This is a genomic window from Paenibacillus sp. J22P218 (assembly GCF_056269195.1).
This window is the reverse complement of record NZ_JBWDNL010000004.1, coordinates 535,934-554,447: the sequence shown is the minus strand read 5'-3', so window position 1 is coordinate 554,447 and position 18,514 is coordinate 535,934. Positions and strand designations below refer to the sequence as shown.

Annotated in this window: 14 protein-coding genes; 6 read left to right on the top strand and 8 right to left on the bottom strand. The window is 51.6% G+C overall.

What is annotated here, in order from left to right; all coding sequences use genetic code 11:
• Window positions 1-48 precede the first annotated feature (48 nt).
• The 4 genes from AC0YN0_RS20570 (at window position 49) to AC0YN0_RS20555 (ending at window position 5,389) form a co-directional block, all read left to right on the top strand.
• Window positions 49-1,785: a sensor histidine kinase gene (locus AC0YN0_RS20570; RefSeq protein ID WP_475822922.1), complete on the top strand. Its 1,737-nt coding sequence runs from the start codon at window positions 49-51 to the stop codon at window positions 1,783-1,785.
• A gap of 152 nt (window positions 1,786-1,937) precedes the next feature.
• Window positions 1,938-2,858: an ABC transporter permease gene (locus AC0YN0_RS20565; RefSeq protein ID WP_475822921.1), complete on the top strand. Its 921-nt coding sequence runs from the start codon at window positions 1,938-1,940 to the stop codon at window positions 2,856-2,858.
• Between the two features lie 21 nt (window positions 2,859-2,879).
• Window positions 2,880-3,761 carry a carbohydrate ABC transporter permease gene (locus tag AC0YN0_RS20560; RefSeq protein ID WP_442048574.1) on the top strand — a complete coding sequence of 294 codons (882 nt, stop codon included), beginning with the start codon at window positions 2,880-2,882 and terminating at the stop codon, window positions 3,759-3,761.
• 53 nt (window positions 3,762-3,814) lie between these two features.
• Window positions 3,815-5,389 carry an ABC transporter substrate-binding protein gene (locus AC0YN0_RS20555; RefSeq protein ID WP_475822920.1) on the top strand — a complete coding sequence of 525 codons (1,575 nt, stop codon included), beginning with the start codon at window positions 3,815-3,817 and terminating at the stop codon, window positions 5,387-5,389.
• A 96-nt stretch (window positions 5,390-5,485) separates the two neighbouring features.
• Here AC0YN0_RS20555 and AC0YN0_RS20550 read toward each other — a convergent pair whose 3' ends face one another.
• The 8 genes from AC0YN0_RS20550 to iolD all read right to left on the bottom strand — a co-directional run bounded on the left by AC0YN0_RS20550 (window position 5,486) and on the right by iolD (window position 14,320).
• Window positions 5,486-6,016, bottom strand: a complete 531-nt coding sequence (locus AC0YN0_RS20550; RefSeq protein ID WP_475822919.1) for an HAD family hydrolase — start codon at window positions 6,014-6,016, stop codon at window positions 5,486-5,488.
• A gap of 26 nt (window positions 6,017-6,042) precedes the next feature.
• On the bottom strand, window positions 6,043-7,056 hold the full coding sequence (locus tag AC0YN0_RS20545; protein WP_475822918.1) for a LacI family DNA-binding transcriptional regulator: 1,014 nt from the start codon (window positions 7,054-7,056) through the stop codon (window positions 6,043-6,045).
• Between the two features lie 80 nt (window positions 7,057-7,136).
• Window positions 7,137-7,949 carry a 5-deoxy-glucuronate isomerase gene (gene iolB / locus AC0YN0_RS20540; protein ID WP_475822917.1) on the bottom strand — a complete coding sequence of 271 codons (813 nt, stop codon included), beginning with the start codon at window positions 7,947-7,949 and terminating at the stop codon, window positions 7,137-7,139.
• 9 nt (window positions 7,950-7,958) lie between these two features.
• Complete coding sequence (iolG, locus tag AC0YN0_RS20535) at window positions 7,959-8,990, bottom strand: inositol 2-dehydrogenase (protein ID WP_475822916.1); 1,032 nt, start codon at window positions 8,988-8,990, stop codon at window positions 7,959-7,961.
• A gap of 39 nt (window positions 8,991-9,029) precedes the next feature.
• Window positions 9,030-10,475, bottom strand: a complete 1,446-nt coding sequence (locus tag AC0YN0_RS20530; protein ID WP_475822915.1) for a CoA-acylating methylmalonate-semialdehyde dehydrogenase — start codon at window positions 10,473-10,475, stop codon at window positions 9,030-9,032.
• A gap of 30 nt (window positions 10,476-10,505) precedes the next feature.
• Window positions 10,506-11,516 (bottom strand): 5-dehydro-2-deoxygluconokinase, encoded by a 1,011-nt coding sequence (iolC, locus tag AC0YN0_RS20525; protein WP_475822914.1) that lies wholly within the window; start codon window positions 11,514-11,516, stop codon window positions 10,506-10,508.
• Window position 11,517: 1 nt separating this feature from the next.
• Window positions 11,518-12,429: a myo-inosose-2 dehydratase gene (gene iolE, locus AC0YN0_RS20520; RefSeq protein ID WP_475822913.1), complete on the bottom strand. Its 912-nt coding sequence runs from the start codon at window positions 12,427-12,429 to the stop codon at window positions 11,518-11,520.
• Between the two features lie 28 nt (window positions 12,430-12,457).
• On the bottom strand, window positions 12,458-14,320 hold the full coding sequence (gene iolD, locus AC0YN0_RS20515; RefSeq protein WP_475822912.1) for a 3D-(3,5/4)-trihydroxycyclohexane-1,2-dione acylhydrolase (decyclizing): 1,863 nt from the start codon (window positions 14,318-14,320) through the stop codon (window positions 12,458-12,460).
• Window positions 14,321-14,558: 238 nt separating this feature from the next.
• Between iolD and AC0YN0_RS20510 the strand changes: the two genes are divergently transcribed.
• Both AC0YN0_RS20510 and AC0YN0_RS20505 read left to right on the top strand, forming a co-directional pair.
• Window positions 14,559-16,775, top strand: coding sequence for a glycoside hydrolase family 88/105 protein (locus AC0YN0_RS20510; RefSeq protein WP_475822911.1), 2,217 nt, complete (start codon window positions 14,559-14,561; stop codon window positions 16,773-16,775).
• Window positions 16,775-18,463, top strand: a complete 1,689-nt coding sequence (locus tag AC0YN0_RS20505; protein WP_475822910.1) for a hypothetical protein — start codon at window positions 16,775-16,777, stop codon at window positions 18,461-18,463. Before AC0YN0_RS20510 ends, AC0YN0_RS20505 begins: the two co-directional genes overlap by 1 nt.
• Window positions 18,464-18,514 lie beyond the last annotated feature (51 nt).

Here is an 18,514-nt window from a genome sequence, read left to right as displayed (position 1 = left end):
TGTAGAATGGATTCAAAATCATTGACGCAGTTACAAGGGAGCATGATCATGGAGAGGCTGTTGTCCAGTAAAAAGTATATCCCGTTCACCTATAAGATGATGATTCCTTATCTCATTCTCGTATTGCTGACCGATTTGGTGATCGGTTACATCGCATATACGATGCTCGTTGATTCCAGGACGGAAATGGCGGAAACGAATGTTCGGACGTCTCTGAAGCAGACAAGGAACAACCTCGAATACCAAACGGATGAAATCGTGCGAATGGCCAACTCGCTGTATAACAGTACGACCTTTCAGAACGCTCTTCAGTTCAGGGGCGAGCCTTTGGAAAACATGCTCGAAATGCGCGATAATATCGTTCCTTACATGAAAGCGCCTTTGCAATTGTATGGGAACAAGCTGAGATTAGTGCTCTATACCGTCAATGAAACGATGCTTGAAATTGACGGCGACGACATGTCGACGCCCATCGGCAGAAGTGATTATTACGTCCTTTCTCATCATGCCATAGAAAATACGGAATGGTTTCAATCGATTGTCACGAACAACCAAGACAAAGTGTGGCTGCAAGTGGATACCGATAGCGAGCTGGGCAACATCTCTTATTTTCGAAAGCTCATTTCATCCAACGCAGCTACCGCCGTTATCGGTTATATTCGCGTTACGGCGCGGATTGACGAGTTGTTCGGCGATTTTAGCTCCTTTCCGATTGAACAGGGCATGGATCTTCGTTTGATTGAAAGCTCAACGGGACTAGCCATCTATGAACAAGGCGTTATGAACGAAAAGGCGAAGCAAGGTTCTTACTTGAACATTAGCGAGGACATTTCGTTAACGGGCTATGTCATCAAGGCGCGGGTACCGAACAGTTATTTAAATAAAGACGCGAGCCGAATGCAGCAGGTGATCGGAACCGTCTGCATGATCAGCTTCTTAGTCATGGCTTTTATTGGCTTCCTCGTTGCCCGTATTTCCGGCAAAAAAATCAAGCGTATCATTTCCTTGGTACGATCGTTTCAGGAAGGCAACTTTTACAAAAGGATTGGATTCGCGGGGAACGATGAGTTCGTCTATATTGCCAATGCCTTCAATCAGATGGCGGCCAGCCTCCAAGAGCTGATCCGAAACGTCTACGAGCAGGGCATTCAGAAGAAGCAAGCGGAGCTCGATGTGCTTCAAGCCCAGATTAATCCGCATTTTCTGTACAATACGCTGTCGACGATCGGCAGCTTGGCGAATTTGGGGGAAGTCGAGAAGGTTACGAATATGGTGCAAGGCCTCTCCAAGTTTTATCGGCTGACGTTAAACCAAGGAAATGTGTATATTTCGCTTGAAAATGAGTTAGAACAAGTGAAGCAGTATCTTGAAATCCAAAGAGTGAAGTATGCGGATGCCTTCAAGGTTTATATCGATGTGGATCCTGACATTTTGCATGTCCCTATCATTAAGTTGATTTTGCAGCCGTTCGTGGAAAACATATTCAAGCATGCCTGGTTCGGGAGCGCCATTGCGATCCGTATTACAGGAAAGCGGCTTGGCGACCGCATTGAACTCAAGGTCATTGATAACGGAATCGGCATGCGGGCCGATACATTAAAAAACATGCGCTCAAGCTCCTTGCATTCCGACAGCTACGGCCTGAAGAACGTGGAAGAACGAATTAAGCTGAGGTACGGCAATGATTTTGGCATTCATATCGGCAGCTATTTTGGAGCGGGAACGACCGTTCAAATCATTCTACCGGTTGATAATGCGGAAATTCGGGAAGACAATGAAACGTAGCATAGTGGATAAACTCATGTTCCTAAATGGAACATGAGTTTATTTTTTTGTTCGAATCGTTGAATTAGTATTATGTTTAGTTGTTTGGCTGAATTATTTCGCTCCACCCATCGTTTTATAATGAGCCATATAGAGAAGAGAGGAGAGCAACTATGAATAAGCATACATTTTGGAGCGATTTGAAAAAATATAAAATACTGTTACTGATGCTGGCGCCAGCCGCTGCATTCTTTCTACTATTTGCTTATATCCCGATGGCGGGTATCATTATTGCTTTCAAGCATTATGATTACGCCGGGGGCATATTTGGAAGCGCTTGGAACGGATTTGACAACTTCCGCTTTTTCTTTGAATCGGGAGACGCTTGGCGGGTAACGCGAAATACGGCGTTATACAACATAGCGTTTATCGTCGTAAACAACGCACTGCAAATTTTTGCGGCGATCATGTTGTTTGAAGTCGGCGGCAAGTGGTTCCGGAAGCTTACGCAATCGGCGCTGTTCCTGCCTTACTTTATTTCATGGGTAGTTGTAGGCGCGGTTGCTTATAACTTGTTGAATTATGATATCGGCACTCTGAATGCCATGCTTAGAGGCATGGGAATGGAGCCTGTTGATATTTACAATACGCCTGCTTACTGGCCGTATATCTTGGTTCTCGTTTCCGCATGGAAAGGTCTCGGATACGGAACGGTTATGTACTTGGCCGCAATTACGAGCATTGATACCGAAATGTATGAAGCAGCCGAGATCGATGGCGCAAACATTTTCCAACGGATTATGAAAGTAACGATTCCGAATCTTTATCCGACGGTTATCATTCTGGTGCTTTTGGCAGTAGGCAACATTTTCCGCGGCGATTTCGGGATGTTCTATAACATGGTCGGCAATAACGGCTTGTTATTCTCGACGACAGACGTTATCGATACGTTCGTATTTAGATCGTTGATTACATCGAATGATATAAGCATGTCGGCAGCAGCAGGCGTCTTCCAATCCGTGCTTGGATTCGCGACGATCATGATCGTGAACTACGCTGTCCGTAGATATGACAAAGACAGAGCCTTATTCTAACGGCATAAAGGAGGTAACAATATGAAGCAACTAGATCGTAAAATATTTTCAGCAATCGGATATGTATCTCTGATCTTTCTCGCCATCTTATGTATTCTTCCCTTTATCCTTGTCGTATCGTCATCTCTTACGGATGAAAATAAGATTGTTACAGATGGTTATCAATTCATACCGACTGTATTTTCCACGGAAGCTTACAGCATTTTGTTTAAGTATCCCCAGGAGATGATTAACGCCTACCTGGTGACCATAGGTGTTACAATAACAGGCACGCTGCTTGGCCTACTTCTCACTTCGATGACCGCATATGCGCTTTCCAGAAGAGATTTCAAGTGGCGCAATAAATTTTCCTTCTTCTTCTTCTTTACAACGTTGTTTAACGGTGGGCTCGTTCCGTGGTATCTGCTTATTGTTAATTACCTCAATTTGAAAGATACGTTCATGGTCCTTATCATACCGATGATGCTCAACGTCTTCTACATCATAGTTATGAAGTCGTTTATGAGCGGCATTCCGGAAGCGATTGTTGAATCGGCCAAAATTGATGGAGCAAACGACTTCGTGATCTATGCCCGCCTCATCCTGCCGCTCTCCAAGCCGGCGCTCGCTACAATCGGATTGTTCCTTGCGCTTGCCTATTGGAACGACTGGTACAACGCCCTGCTGTTTGTTTCTAACGAGGACTTGATGCCGCTCCAATATTATTTATACAAAATGTTAGGCAATATGGATGGCATGCGGAAAGCGATGATGGGTGCGGGGGCAGTCGTAACGACAGCCATTCCGACCGAAAGCTTGAAGATGGCGATGACGGTCGTGGCAACGGGGCCGATCTTGCTAGCTTATCCATTCGTACAAAGGTACTTTGTCCAAGGCTTGACGATTGGCGCTGTGAAAGGATGAACCCGGGACAACCCGGTTTATCAATATATGACTACCATAGGGGGAAGGCTTGAATGTTGAAGAAAAATAGACTAATGATGACGGCACTCTTTTTAACCTTCGTAATGATTTTGAGCGCATGCGGTGGCGGCAACAACAATAATACGAATACGCCTGCCGAGGCTACAAAAGCTCCGGATGCGGGAAATACGGCGACTGATGCGCCTGCTGAAGGTGCCATTGACACCTCCAAAGAAGTAAAGCTGAAAATGATCTTTGTTGGTCCTAAACCTGTAGACTACGACATCGTTTTTGCTGAGATTAACAAAAAGCTGAAAGAAAAAATCAATGCAACCGTTGAAGGCGAGTTCTTGGACTGGTCAGACTGGGCTCAAAAGTACCCGTTGAAACTGGCGGCGAATGAAGATTTTGACTTGATCTATTCGGCTAACTGGGCAGGCTACAATGACCAGGCGCTGAAAGGCGGATTCTTGGAATTGACGGAAGAGATGCTTACGAAATATATGCCGCAAACGTGGGCAGCTATGCCGAAAGTAAGCTGGGATCAAACGAAAGTTAACGGCAAAGTGTATATGGTTCCGCAAAACAGAGGCGAATCCGTAGAAAAGCTGATTCTGTATCGTGAAGATTTGCGCAAAAAATACGATCTTCCTGAAATCAACAGCCCTGAAACGTATGCGACTTATTTGAAAGCAATCGCACAAAATGAGCAAGGCGTTGCGCCGTTCACTCCGGAAACGGGAGACTGGAAATATCATAACTTGGACCGCGTGTTGCTGAAGCAGCAACAAGAATGGAATATGTTCGATCTTGACCTTCCGTTTGCTTACAAATTGACGGATGACAAAGGCCAAGTATTCAACGTATACGAAACGCAAGAGTTTAAAGATCTGCTCGTGTATTACAAGGATCTAGCTGATAACAATGCATGGTCGAAAAACGTTCTAAACAGCAAAAACGACCACCAAGCGGACTTTAAAGCAGGCAAAACGGCATCGATCACGCACAACAACGGAACGCTTGGAGCGCTTATGGCTTTGATGCGCCAAGAGAATTCTCCTTATGAAGTAGCGCTTGCGGACATCAACCAAGGCAAGAAGAAGTCGATCGCTATTTCTACGCAAAACGGTACGTCGATCCATGCAACTTCCAAAAATGTAGAACGCTCGCTGATGTTTATTGATCTGATGCAAAACGATAAAGAATTCCATGATCTGATGATGTACGGCGTTAGCGGCGTACACTATGAACCGGTTGGCGACGACAAATATAAAGCAACCGACAAAAACCCTAACTACACGGGCTTCTCCAACTGGAACTTCAACTCGCCGCTTAACCGCGACAACGAAGCATTCCCGCAAGAAGCATCCGATCTGGTTAAAGGCTGGGAATCCAACGTTTACCACTATGCGCTTGAAACGTTCGTATTCGATAACAGCAAAGTGAAAACGGAAATCGCCAACGTTGGCAACGTAATGCTTCGTTATGCGATTCCGCTCGAATACGGTGTGATCAAAGATATCGATAAAGCTCTTGCCGATCTGAACAAGCAACTGGATTCAGCTGGAATTGATAAAATTCAAGCCGAGATGCAAGCTCAAATCGATGCTTTCCTGGCGAAACAGTAATAAACAATTCTAATCAGAAAGACAACCTCCGCCCATAAGGGTGGAGGTTGTCTTTTTTTTGAGTATATATAGGATCATGATTATGCCTATGCCTAGTTATTGGAGCTCGGAATTCAGCTTATCGATCAGTGGAATGAGCTCGAGCGGTTCGCTGACCGTGTAGTCAGGCTGCTCCGATTCGTCTGCGGGCGTATGCGGGTAACGGGGCGTCCAGCTTATGAAAATGCTTGTAATGCCGAGCGCATTCGCTCCCTTTACATCACGGCTTAAGTTATTGCCGATCATAACCGTGCGGGAGAAATCCTTCTCTGACAGATCAAGGGCGCCAATCGCCGCTTTGAACATTTTCGGGCTAGGTTTGCGATCTTTAATATTCTCGGAAATAATCATCGTGGTGAAGCAGTCGTATAGGCCATGCTGAATGAACATGTTTTTGAACGATTGAGCTTCGCCGTCTGCAACGAGCGCCAGCGTGTAGCCTTTCTCGTGGAGCGTTCGAACCATTTCGGCTGCGCCGGGGATCAGCTCCGCATGCTGGACAATGCCTTCCGCATCTCTAACTTCCGTCGATTCGTCAACAATGGTGTCTCCGCTATCCAGAAATACGATTAACTTTTTGTTCTCCATTCATCCCATCTCCGCTCTCTGAATGATTATATGGAGGCGAGGGCTCCGGTAGATTCCCGAATAATCAGTTCCGGCTGCATGACAATACGCTGTTTAATGCTGCTCTCGTCCTCGGTGCCGCCGATGAGCAAACCGAATGCCAGCTTGACCATCTGTTCAACCGGCTGAGCAATCGTCGTCAGCGTTGGATTCGTTACCGTGGACAGAATCGTATCGTCGAAGCCGACGATCGACAGCTGCTCGGGCACGCGAATGCCGGCGTCCTTGGCTGCTTGCAGTGCGCCGATAGCGAGCAGATCATTGCAGCAGAACAGCGCGGTGGGCCGCACCTCGCTACTGAGCAACGCGGCTGCAGCACGTTTGCCGTCCTTCATGCTGGACTCGCACATGACGATGTCGTCGTCGCTAACCGAAAGGCCGGCTTCGAATAATCCGAACCGAAAGCCCCGCACCCTCTCCAGGCTGCTCGTTACTTTGAAGTTCTCCGCCAGCACCGCCATGTGGCTGTGGCCGAGGCTGGTCAAATGCTCGGCAGCGAGCGCACCGCCCTTGAAATCGTCGGTCACGACGCTATGAGCCGTCATAGCAGCCGCTTCCCTCGCGATCATGACGATCGGGAATGACTTCTCGGACAGATGCTCTAATATTTCACTGTTCTCCGCACCGGTACCAATTAAGATGCCGTCTACGTTTTTTTGCTCCAGCAACCGTATATACTTCTCTACGCGTTCGTCGCGATTGTCCGTGCTGCAGACGATGACGCTGTAGCCTTCACTATGCGCCAAGTCTTCAACCGATCTTGCGATATCGGAGAAGAACGGGTTAGATACATCCGGAATAAGCAGACCGATCGTATACGTTTTTTTGCCCATTAGAGCAGAAGCAATGATGCTTGGCTTATAGTTAAGCCGCTCCATCACTTTAAAGATTTCTTCTTGTTTCTTCTTGCTTACTTTTCCTTTGCCGTTAATCGCATTGGAAATGGTCGCGATGGAGACGCCTGCCTCCTTCGCGACATCATATATGGTGGTCGCTTTCATGGCCAACCTCATTACTATTGAATTAGGGCGAAACTTGCCTTATTCAGTAATTATCCGTCTATTCGAATGATATTGCAACATTATCGCGGATTCACAATCCAATCATGATCGGGATCGTTGCGGAACTTCCATACTCTCGAGGGCCCTGCCATCACGTTCAGGTAGTATACCTCATAGCCCGGAGGCGCCGAGACGGGATGATAGCCCTTTGGCACGAGCACGGCCTCGCCGTCCTTGACTGCCAACGTTTCGTCGAGGGAACGGTCGTCCGTATAGACGCGCTGAATCGCAAAGCCTTGTTCCGGCTGCACGTGATAATAATAGGTTTCCTCGAGAAGAGACTCGTTCGGCAGCGCATCCTCGTCGTGCTTGTGGGGCGGATAGCTGGACCAATGTCCTTGCGGCGTAAGAACCTCTACAACAAGCAAGCTGTCAGCCGGCTGTTGCTCGGGCAATATGTTATGAATATGCCGCAGCGTCGTTCCTTGTCCGCGAAGCTCTACGCCGACGTCGTTAGGCGCAATCAGTCTGGCGCGGTGATTGCCGTGGCCGGGAGCCTTGCAAACCGCCAATTCAAGCGCCGTAAGAGCTGTAACCTCAAAGCGGTCATCGTTCGGTACATAGACGGAATACGGCGGAATGTGCTCGAAGACGCTCATCCGTTGTCCAATATCGGCCCATGATTCGTTTGCGGTGGATACATCTGCCTTGCCGCTAAGCAGGACTAGGCATACTTCGTCATTCCCGGTCGGTCTGCTGAAGGTATCTCCGGCATTTAGGCGGTACACTTCAAAACCAACATGATGCCAACCGGCGGATTGCGGCGTGATCGACAACAAGGGAATATCGCTTGATTGTCCGCTGTAATGCGGTTTGACGATTAATTCGCTCATGCTCTATTCTCACAGCCCTTCTATTGTACTCTCGAGCTCGGACAGCTTGATCGGCCGGCCTTCGCGGAGCGACAGCTTAGCTGCTCGGGCAATTCGCTCGGCTTGCCAGCCATCCTGTCCATTGACCGGCACCTTCTCTCCTTGCAGCAGGCAGTTAATAAATTGCTCGGTTTCTTCTATATAAGCAGCACTGTAGCGCTCTAAGAAGAAATGAAGCGGCTTGTCGGATTGCACGCCGCCGGCCGTCGTGAGGACAGCCGTATTCGGATAATCATTTTCGGCCTTCGACGAGCCGAGCGAGCCGAAGGCTTCGACGCGTTGGTCGTAACCGTAGGCCGCCTTACGGCTGCAGTCGATGACGCCGAGCGCTCCGCTGGCGAACCGCAGCGTGACGATAGCCGTGTCGATATCTTCGTAAGCCGCGAATACCGGATCAATAAGGACGCTGCCTTGCGCGTACACCTCTTCGACCTCGCTGCCCGACAGGAAGCGAGCCATATCGAAATCATGGATCATCATATCCATGAAGATGCCGCCGGATACTTTGATGTAAGCCTCGGGCGGAGGCTCCGGATCGCGGGAAGTGATCTTGATCAAGTGCGTATCGCCGATCGCGCCTGAACGGACATGCTCGCGCACCCGCTTGAAGTTATGGTCGAACCGGCGGTTGAAGCCCACCTGCAGCTGAACGCCTGCGCGGCGAACCGCCTCGATGGCTTCCTCGGTTTGCTGCAAATCCATGCTGACCGGCTTCTCGCAAAAAATATGTTTGCCGCGCTCTGCGGCACTCTTAATGAGCGGAACATGCGTATCCGTCGAGGAGCAAATAAATACGGCATCAATGTCCGGATTGTCGAGGATTTCGAAGCTGTTGTTGGTGACGGCCGGAATCCCTCGTTTAGCTGCCCATTCGTTCAGTTCTGGACCTGCGAACAGGTCGCTGATTGCGACGACTCGTGCCTGCGGGTGCCGGATCAGGTTCTCCGCATGGATTTTGCCAATCCGTCCGGCACCGATAATTCCTATGTTAAGCTGCTTCATTTAATTGTCCGACCTCCTCTGTTTATGCTAAAAACGGAGCTACCAACGTGCGGTGACCATTTTTTTGCGCGTGTAGAACTCTACGCCGTCTCCGCCGTTGGCATGAAGATCGCCGTAAAACGATTTTTTCCAGCCCGAGAACGGGAAGAAAGCCATTGGAGCGGGCACGCCAAGGTTAATGCCGAGCATGCCGGCGTCGATGGTTTCGCGGAATTGCCGCACGCTCGAGCCGTTGCTGGTGAATAGGCAGGCGCCGTTCGCGAATTCGGAACGATTGGCAATCGCAATCGCTTCATCGAGCGTATCAGCTCTCATAACCGACAGGACAGGAGCGAATATTTCATCCTTCCATATTTTCATCTCGCTGCTCACTTGATCGAAGATGGTCGGTCCGACAAAATAACCGGAGCCGCTCGCGGCCTCATCCTTCCTGCCGTCGCGGATCAGCAAGCCGCCTTCGGTTTCGCCCGATTCAATATAGCCGAGCGTTCTGTCTTTATGAGCGCCTCGAATGACCGGCCCGAGGAAGATGCCTTCGTCCAATCCGTTGCCGATCGTAATCCGATCAGCGGCTTCAGCAAGTCTAGCGACGAGCTCGTCGCCAACGCTGCCGACCGCTACGACGACCGCGCAAGCCATACATCTCTCGCCGGCTGAACCGAAGGCCGCATTAACGATTTCTTTGACCGTTAGATCAAGATCGGCGTCAGGCATGACGATGGAATGGTTTTTGGCGCCGGCCAGCGCTTGGACGCGTTTGCCATGGCTAGTTCCTTTGGTGTACACATACTCCGCCACGGGCTGCGAGCCCACGAAGGATATCGCTTTAATGCGCGGATGCTCAAGCAGTCCATTGACGACGTCATGCGCGCCATGTACGAGATTAAGGACGCCTGCAGGCAGCCCGGCTTCGTGGAAGAGTTCAGCTAAGCGGTTCGCAAGAAGCGGCGTCCGCTCGGAAGGTTTGAGCACGAACGTATTGCCGCAAGCAATCGCAAGCGGGAACATCCAGCACGGCACCATCATCGGGAAGTTGAACGGCGTAATTCCGCCGATGATTCCGATCGGGTAACGATACATGCCCGATTCCAGATTCGATGCGATGTCCGGCAGCTGCTTGCCCATCATGAGCGATGGCGCGCCAGCGGCGAATTCTACACACTCGATCCCGCGCAGCACCTCGCCATGCGCTTCGGCGAAGCTTTTGCCGTTCTCCTTCGTAATGAGGCGGGCAAGCTCCTCCCAGTGGTCGACCAGCAACTGCTGGTATTTGAACAAAATCCGGGCACGGCGCGGAACAGGCGTTTTGCTCCAGCTTTCGAAGGCAGTACCGGCAGCTTGGACGGCCGACTCGATGTCATCAGCTGTGGATAGCGGAACCTCGGCCAGCACCTCTTCCGTTGCCGGATTGTATACATGGTCGTAGCGGTCCGAGCTCGCTTGCACCCATTGCCCGCCGATCCAGTTTTTTAATTGTATTGTCATATAGCTCCCTCTTTTCTAATGGATTGCAGACTAACCTGCTACGATTTCCCCGCGATTGCAACGTTCGATATAGTCTTCGACCTGCTCCTTCGTCGGCATCGCATCCGAGCAGCTATGGCTGGAGATGACGATGCAGGCCGCGGCACTGCCGAATGTCATGCTTTGCTTGACCGTCTGTCCGGCCATTAGGCTGCTGATGAAGCCGGCTGCGTAAGAATCTCCCGCCCCGAACGTCTTAATGACCTTGGCCGGGAACGATTCCGCGCGATGCTCCGCTCCGTCCGCCGTGTAGGCAATCGAGCCGTCCTTGCCGTGCTTGATGATAACGATTTTGGCATGATAGCCAAACCATTTCGAGGCGGTATAACGATCATTATGTTCGGGATTGGCTTCGAATCGTTCCATGCTGTCGAATTCCTCGCGCGTTCCGATGATGATGTCGCATTTCTCGGCTGCCATATTGTAATAGACGGCCGTTTCCTCCTCGGACTTCCACGTATAAGGGCGGAAGTCGATATCGAAGATTACGGTAGTGCCGTGCTTGCGTGCATAATCGATGGCGAGCATGACGGCCTCGCGGGATGGGCTCGAGGAAAGCGCCGTTCCAGATACAAGCAGCGCTTTGCTGTCTGCGATCAGCGTCTCGTCAACCTCGAGCGGGGATAGCAGCAGATCGGCTGCGTTGTCGCGATACATGAGAATGCTGCATTCGCTTGGGCTTTTGATTTCCGTAAAAGCGAGTCCGGTCACCGCTCCCGTACCGTCCGTTATGACGTTACTGGTATGGATGCCTTCCTTCTCCAGATAACCGCGGATGAATCGGCCCATTTGATCGTCAGCTACTTTGCCGATAAAAGCTGTTTTGCTGCCTAGGCGGTTCATGCCGATCGCAATGTTGGCGGGAGAGCCGCCGACGTATTTCGTAAAAGTCATCGTCTGCTCCATCGGACGGTTAATTTCATTCGCATTCAAGTCGATACAGAGCCGTCCGATTGCAGTGAAATCAAACCTTCTGCCGGATGGAAAAGTCATATTCGCCATGCTAAGCTTCCTCCTTCGCCTCAGCGATACGGTATAAATAGCGGAGAGCCTTCTCCGCATATTCGCGAGCGGGATGCGCCGCCGGGTCTTGCTCGCCTTCAAGAAGCGCCCAACCCTCATAATTTCTATCGATCAGCTCGCCGATAATGGGAGCGAAGTCGATGCAGCCATCCCCAGGGACGGTAAATACGCCGCCCCGGATGCAGGTTACGAAGTCGGACCCGCTTGCTCTCGCTTGATCGAGACGATCGGGACGGACATCTTTCAGATGCACATAAGCGACACGATCATAATGCTTCTGCAGCAGCGAGAGCGGATTGGCTCCCCCATACAGCGCATGGCCGGAGTCGAACAGCAGGAACACGGCGTCCGGATCGGTGATCGCCATCAGACGATCAATTTCCTCGGGACTTTCGATGACCGTTCCGCCATGATGGTGGTACGTCAGCTTCAGCCCGTATTCGAGCGCTATGCGCCCTGCCGCGTTAAGTCCTTCCGCCAAGCTGGCCCAGCCCTCCTCATCGAGGCGAATGACTTCGCGTTCATGAGGAGTTCGACGCGGATCGAAGTGCAGTGAGCCGCCGACCTCGCATGTGCTTATGACCTTGCTGCCCATTTGCTGCAAGAAAGCGGCATGGTCACGGAATGCTTCCAGCTCTTGCTCGCGGTAGGCCGGATCCGAGAACAAAACGGACTTCCATTGCGAGACGAGCTGTATGTCGCGTTTGCTTAATTCTTCTTTCAACAGAAGGGTGTCAGTCGGGAATTTTCTACCCATCTCCGTGCCGTGCAGTCCTAGTGATTGGATATCGTTCAAAATTTGCTCATAGGTCGTATGCTCCCCATGCTCCTTCACATCTTCGCCGACCCAGTTAATCGGGTGGACACCTAGTCGAAACGGAAATTGTTTCATCCGATTGCTCCTCCTCCTAACATAGAAATCAGTAAGGTCTTGCTTCCGTCAGCTTCTTGCTCATCGCTTGATGCGCGGAGGTTACTTTCGCGCTCACCGATACCTCCGGCACGCCTACGTTCCACCAGGAATCGTAGCCGTCCGTGTTCGTTCCGGCAAGAACATCGATGACGACGACGGTTGTGCGTGTTTCGCTCGCGGCTGCCTTCAAGGCAAGACGCAGCTCTTCACTGTTAGAAGCTCTATAGGAAGCAGCTCCAAGGCTTCGAGCATGCGCGGCGAAATCGATCGGCAGCGTATCGCCGGAGTAATGGCCGGTCGCAGCATCCCGATAGCGGAATTCGTTGCCGAACCCGTCGCTGCCGTTGCTGCGCTGCAAGTTATGAATACATTGGTATCCATGGTTATCGAACAACAGAACGGTTATTTTGCGTCCTTCTTGGAGGCTGGTGATCAGCTCCGAATGGAGCATGAGATAACTCCCGTCGCCCGTTACGGCATAGACGGGACGGTCAGGCTCCGCTAAAGCGACTCCGAAAGCTCCGCTTACCTCATATCCCATACAGGAGAAGCCGTATTCCATGTGATAGCCATGCGGCTGTTCCGTTCTCCAAAGGCGATGAAGATCGCCCGGCAGACTTCCTGCGGCACATACGATGACCGCTTCTGCAGGAAGGAACTCATTAATAACGCCTAGCGCTCTCGTCTGCGCGAAGCCGTCTTCGTGCTCAAGACTGTATAAGCGATCGACTTCGGCATTCCATTCGCTAGTTAGCCCCGTAATCTCGGATGGTCCGTATGAGGCCGCGTATTCTAGATTCGTCAAACCGCCGGACAGCAGCTCGAGCGTGGTTTTCGCATCACCGTCAAGGGCTGCGCCTCCGAGCTTGGAGCTGTCCATGCGGTTCACATTCAGGTTCAAAAAGGCTGCATCCGGATGGAAGGCCCATTTGGACGAGGTCGTAAAGTCGGAATAACGCGTGCCGATGCCGATAATGAGATCGGCTTCTTTGGCCAGCCTATTCGCGGCTAATGCTCCGGTAACCCCTATGGCGCCTACATGAAGCGGATGCTGCCAATGGAGCGAGCCTTTGCCGGCTTGCGTCTCGGCTACCGGAATGCCGAATTTCTCGGCGAAGTCGGCCAGTACAGCCGTAGCTTCGGCATATTTAACGCCTCCCCCGGCGATAATAAGCGGTCGCCGTTTGGAGGCGATTAAGTCTATAGCGCGCTGTAGAGCGGATACGGAAGGCTGCTTCCGTTCGATGTAATGGACTTGCTTCTCGAAGAAGGCGGCCGGATAGTCGTATGCTTCCGCTTGCACATCCTGCGGCAGCGCCAGCGTGACAGTCCCCGTCTCCGCAGGGTCAGTCAGCACGCGCATCGCATTCGTGACCGAACTCATGAGCTGCTCAGGCCGGACGATGCGGTCCCAGAACTTGCTGACCGGCTTGAAGCAATCGGTTGCCGATACGGTGTAATCATGTCCGGCTTCCAGTTGCTGCAGAACCGGGTCCGGCTGACGGGAAGCGAAGTTGTCTCCCGGCAGCAGCAGAAGCGGGATACGATTGACGGTTGCCGTGCCGGCGGCCGTTACCATGTTCAGAGCGCCGGGGCCGATCGAGGTCGTGCAGGCATAGATTTGGCGGCGATTATTTTGCTTGGCGTAAGCGGTTGCAGCATGAGCCATGCCTTGCTCGTTCTTTCCTTGGATGAAGGAAAGGCTTCCTGCGCTTCTCTCCAGCGCCTCGCCAATGCCGGTTACGTTCCCATGTCCGAATATCCCCATCACGCCGGTAACGAACTTCGTTTCCTCGCCATCAAAAGAGACATACTGCTGATCAAGAAACTTCAGTAAGGCTTGAGCCATCGTTAAACGAATTGTACCCATCGGTAATCGTTATCCCCCTCGCTTCAAAGTTAAGCGCTTTTCCTTCAGTTACTTATAATTAATATTGCTATATAAAATAAATATGTCCTCCAAAAGGTAAAGCGCTTAATCCGATATTACCTACAACGGGGATTAAAATCAATCCCTATTTTTGTGAATCGTCAATGGAGATATTGAAAACAAGCCGTCAATCGAATAGAATATGGGTAAAGCGCTTAACTTAAAAGGGGGAGTCAGAATGGGAATCTATGTGGAGCAACGCGATAGCTCGCGCTATTGGTTCGGCAATGACGATCATCGTATATTGGAATTGCTTGCAGGACGATATATAGGGGCGAACCCGCCGCTGCCATTTGCATGGCGTGCATTCTCCAAAGCAGGTATATTGCAAAATGCCGAAGGATTATATGAACTTGATTTTTCCGATAGATTAACGAGTGCCGAGGAAGGCGATTACGCTTATGCCTATGGTCTGGTATGGAGCGATGATGAGCGTTCCATTGACAGTGTGATGCATGCGCTTGGCCCGGTGAAGTTATATGTAAATGAAACGCTGCAATACCGCTCTACCGTCGTGGACGAGTTGAACCCTAATTCGCGCGCAATTATTCCGCTTAGCTTCGAGAAAGGCTGGAACAGCTTGCTGATCGAGTCAAGGAAGACCGCATCAGGCTTTGGCTGCCGTTTCGGCGCAGACGAGGCGAAGGTACGCATTTTGCAAGTTTTGACACCGTTTACAAACCGGGAAGGCAGTGCGGGATGGGTTTATTCGGAACCTGCGACTACGTCACTATTCGGGGATCGTACTGGTCAATTTCCAGAATGGCGGAAGGAGGAGACGGCGAGCGGACTGGAGTGGTTTCCACGGACGCAGTGGAATGAGGAGGAGCGTCAGCTTTCGCCGCTGGAGAGGTTGTTCGGGAAGCAGGAGCGGCAAGCGGCCGGTTATGGATGGAGTTCTGTATCCGTGCCTTTATCCGCACGTCTGCTTGAGCTGTCTGGCAGAGCCTCTGGTCCGACGCAAATTTGGGTGGATGACGTGGTTGCCGGCGTGCTCGATGAGGCCGGCTCCTATCAATTCCATGTATCGGTCACGCCCGGCACGAAGCAAATCGTCGTTAAGACCGTTAATTCCAGTGCAGGATGGGGTTTCGAGCTGCATGCATCGGCTAACGGTGCAAGCCTTACGCTCCAGCAGCCCGTTCAAGTCCACGGAAATCCGGGAGCATGGCTGCTCGCAGGGCCGCTGTCAGCTGAATTCAGCTTAGAGCCGGCGCAGGTGCGGTCGTTAGCAACAACGTTGGAAGGCATCGACGGACAAGTATACTGGTCGCTAGACGCTCCGGAGACGCGCGTTCGTCCTTATTATGAGAATGCGATGCTCAGCAACAAATGGACGACCGGCACGGCGACTAACTTCGGAAGATGGGATTATCCGCTTGGCGTGACGACGTACGGTCTGCTTCAGACCGCCCGCGAATTGCAGCGCGCCGATATATCGGCGTATGCCATTCGTCATATTGAAGCTTGCACCGATATGTACGACTATTCCATGTGGGATTTTGCAGAGTACGGTTTTCCGGCAATCAACCATCAGCTTGTGCTTATGAAAATGTTGGACAATTGCGGCTCGTTCGGCTCTGCTATGATGGAGGCTGATCTCTACCGCGATCAGGCTTCCGTTCGCAAAATCGCCGATCGGATTGCGGATTTCATGTTGGCGAAGCTGGAACGCCGCGAGGACGGCGCCTTCTACCGGCTGTGCGAGGGCGAATACTCCGCCGATACGATGTGGGCAGACGATCTGTATATGAGCGGACCGTTCCTGACGAGATATGCTTTGGCCTCTGGCGATGCTTCGGCGCTGAACGAATCGGCCAAACAGTTTTTGCTGTATAAACGCTACTTGTTTATGGAGGATGCAGGCGTCATGTCGCATGTATTCGACTTCAAATACGGCAAGCCTACCCGTGTTCCTTGGGGTCGGGGCAACGGCTGGGTATTGTTCTCTCTAACCGAGCTGCTGGAGCGGCTGCCGGGCGATCATCCGGATCGGGAAGCGCTGCTTGCCATGTTCCGCGAGCATTGCGCCGGCGTAGCCAAGCTGCAAGCCGCTTCCGGATTATGGCGTCAGGTTCTCAATCAGCCCGATGCCTATGAGGAGGCATCATGTACGGCCATGTTCGTTTACGCCTTCGCCCGCGGTCTTCGGTTCGGTTGGCTTGACGCGGACGGTCCTTATGCCGAGGCGGCTTTGAAGGGATGGCAAGGACTAACGGAGCATGCGATCGACCGCAAGGGCAACGTACACGGCGTATGCAGCGGCTCGCGCTATGCTTTCTCGCCTCTATATTACATGGAGGATTTGCGAACGGTATTGAATGATAATCATGGCATTGGCATTATGATGCTTGCAGGTGTGGAGATGATGCGGCTGAAGAAAGGGCTAGCCTAATGAAGCCGATGTCGGAGGAGCAACGGTTTTTGTTGGCACAGTCGATGTCGATGATGGATGCCATTTATGATGAGCGGGCTGCGATGCTTTGGAACGAGGAGGATGGCGATAGCGAAAGCCACTCTACCCGTGCAAGCGCCCATTATGCAGTCGGGTTGCTGATGCGAGGCGGTCCCGGCGATAGGGAGCTGGCTTGCGCGGTGCTGCATAGAGTCATGGATATGCAATTCGACGATCCGGAAGAGATTTATTACGGTACATTCCGTACATCTCCAGAGGCGAAAGTGCCGCCCAAGGGACATTTTCCATGGAAATCGTTTGGTCCAGGTTTCTCGTATTATTTGACCAGCACTCTTGAGCGTATCGCCGACAAGCTGTCGGGCGAACTGGCTGCGGTTGCGGGACGGGATCAGGTGCAATCAGCCTTCGAATCAGCGGCGGCCAGCATTCTGCCGCCTGTGTGGGCAAGCTACGATCCGAACTGGCGAGAGTTCGTGGCTTGCGCCTTCGCCATCATTCTAGAGCATTTCGAGAGTCATCTTCCGGAAGCTGTCGTGTCCCGAATGGATCTCGCTATGGAGCGCGCTGTAATTGGCTCGGTCGAGAGACGGCTGTCCGATGCCATTCCGATGAACACGAATATTGAGCTGATGCATCTGTTTATATGCGATTATTTCGGGCACCGTCTTCACCGTGCAGAGTGGATCGCCCATGCGGATAGCTTCGCTGAGCAATTCCGCAAGTCCTTCTCCGAGTTCGGCACGTTCGCCGAATTTAACTCCAGTACGTATTACGGAGTCGACCTTACCGTGCTTGGATTTATACGGAATTTTGGCCAATCCAGCGAAGTGCGCCGAATGGGCAGCGAAGTAGAGAGCGGATTATGGGACAATATCGGATTGTTCTACCATGCAGGGCTTGAGAACCTTTGCGGACCTTACTCAAGAGGCTACGAAATGGAGATGACGGCACATAGCTCGCTCGGCGTATTTCTCTATCTGGCTTTAGGAGAAAGCCACAAGCATTTAACCGGGGTGAATTGCGAGACAAGCCATGATCCGTTAATTGTGCTGGCCGGCGTTAACGTTCCATCGCATATTGTGCCGGCTCTGCGGATCTTTAGCGGAGAGAGGCTGGTGCGCAGGCAATATCGCGAGCTGTGCGAACGGGATGATCCGCAAGCGAACAGCCATTTATGCACCGCAACCGCTTGGCTTGGGGAGCATCTCATGATCGGAGCGATGTCGGGAAGCCGGAATACGAGCGGACAGCTTCATCCTGCGACGATGCATTGGCAATCGGAAGACGGTGAGCGGTATTCCTTGCGAATGGTCCGCAGGGAAACCGGGGGCCACTGGAGCAAGCATATGCGGGGTATTGTAACGAATGCGGAGGCTGAGAAGGACAAGTTGTCCATTCAAGTGGAATTTACAACGGATAAGCCGATTGAATTGGTGTTTGAAATTAGCGGATCGGCACCAATCGCAGCGGAGATTACGGAGGACCGTTGGCGGCTTCCGGGACTGACTTTGCACGTCACAGCCGAGGCTCCGCAGCCTATTGTCGACGCGGCCGGGGAACGGCTGGAAATCATTTATACGTACCGTCCGGCTTCTGAGAATGAACAGATGCGGTTTGTGCTTGAGAAGGATTTGAGTGGATTTCATCCAATCAAATCACCGTATTAGTCGCTATTTTGAGGTTTGAGTGGATTTCATACAGGCTAATGAGGAGCTTTT

Bases quoted from the DNA above. Each gene is read 5' to 3' on its own strand.
- AC0YN0_RS20570 (WP_475822922.1), top strand. From the start codon at position 49: ATGGAGAGGCTGTTGTCCAGTAAAAAGTATATCCCGTTCACCTATAAG.
- AC0YN0_RS20565 (WP_475822921.1), top strand. From the start codon at position 1,938: ATGAATAAGCATACATTTTGGAGCGATTTGAAAAAATATAAAATACTG.
- AC0YN0_RS20560 (WP_442048574.1), top strand. From the start codon at position 2,880: ATGAAGCAACTAGATCGTAAAATATTTTCAGCAATCGGATATGTATCT.
- AC0YN0_RS20555 (WP_475822920.1), top strand. From the start codon at position 3,815: ATGTTGAAGAAAAATAGACTAATGATGACGGCACTCTTTTTAACCTTC.
- AC0YN0_RS20550 (WP_475822919.1), bottom strand. From the start codon at position 6,016: ATGGAGAACAAAAAGTTAATCGTATTTCTGGATAGCGGAGACACCATT.
- AC0YN0_RS20545 (WP_475822918.1), bottom strand. From the start codon at position 7,056: ATGAAAGCGACCACCATATATGATGTCGCGAAGGAGGCAGGCGTCTCC.
- iolB (WP_475822917.1), bottom strand. From the start codon at position 7,949: ATGAGCGAATTAATCGTCAAACCGCATTACAGCGGACAATCAAGCGAT.
- iolG (WP_475822916.1), bottom strand. From the start codon at position 8,990: ATGAAGCAGCTTAACATAGGAATTATCGGTGCCGGACGGATTGGCAAA.
- AC0YN0_RS20530 (WP_475822915.1), bottom strand. From the start codon at position 10,475: ATGACAATACAATTAAAAAACTGGATCGGCGGGCAATGGGTGCAAGCG.
- iolC (WP_475822914.1), bottom strand. From the start codon at position 11,516: ATGGCGAATATGACTTTTCCATCCGGCAGAAGGTTTGATTTCACTGCA.
- iolE (WP_475822913.1), bottom strand. From the start codon at position 12,429: ATGAAACAATTTCCGTTTCGACTAGGTGTCCACCCGATTAACTGGGTC.
- iolD (WP_475822912.1), bottom strand. From the start codon at position 14,320: ATGGGTACAATTCGTTTAACGATGGCTCAAGCCTTACTGAAGTTTCTT.
- AC0YN0_RS20510 (WP_475822911.1), top strand. From the start codon at position 14,559: ATGGGAATCTATGTGGAGCAACGCGATAGCTCGCGCTATTGGTTCGGC.
- AC0YN0_RS20505 (WP_475822910.1), top strand. From the start codon at position 16,775: ATGAAGCCGATGTCGGAGGAGCAACGGTTTTTGTTGGCACAGTCGATG.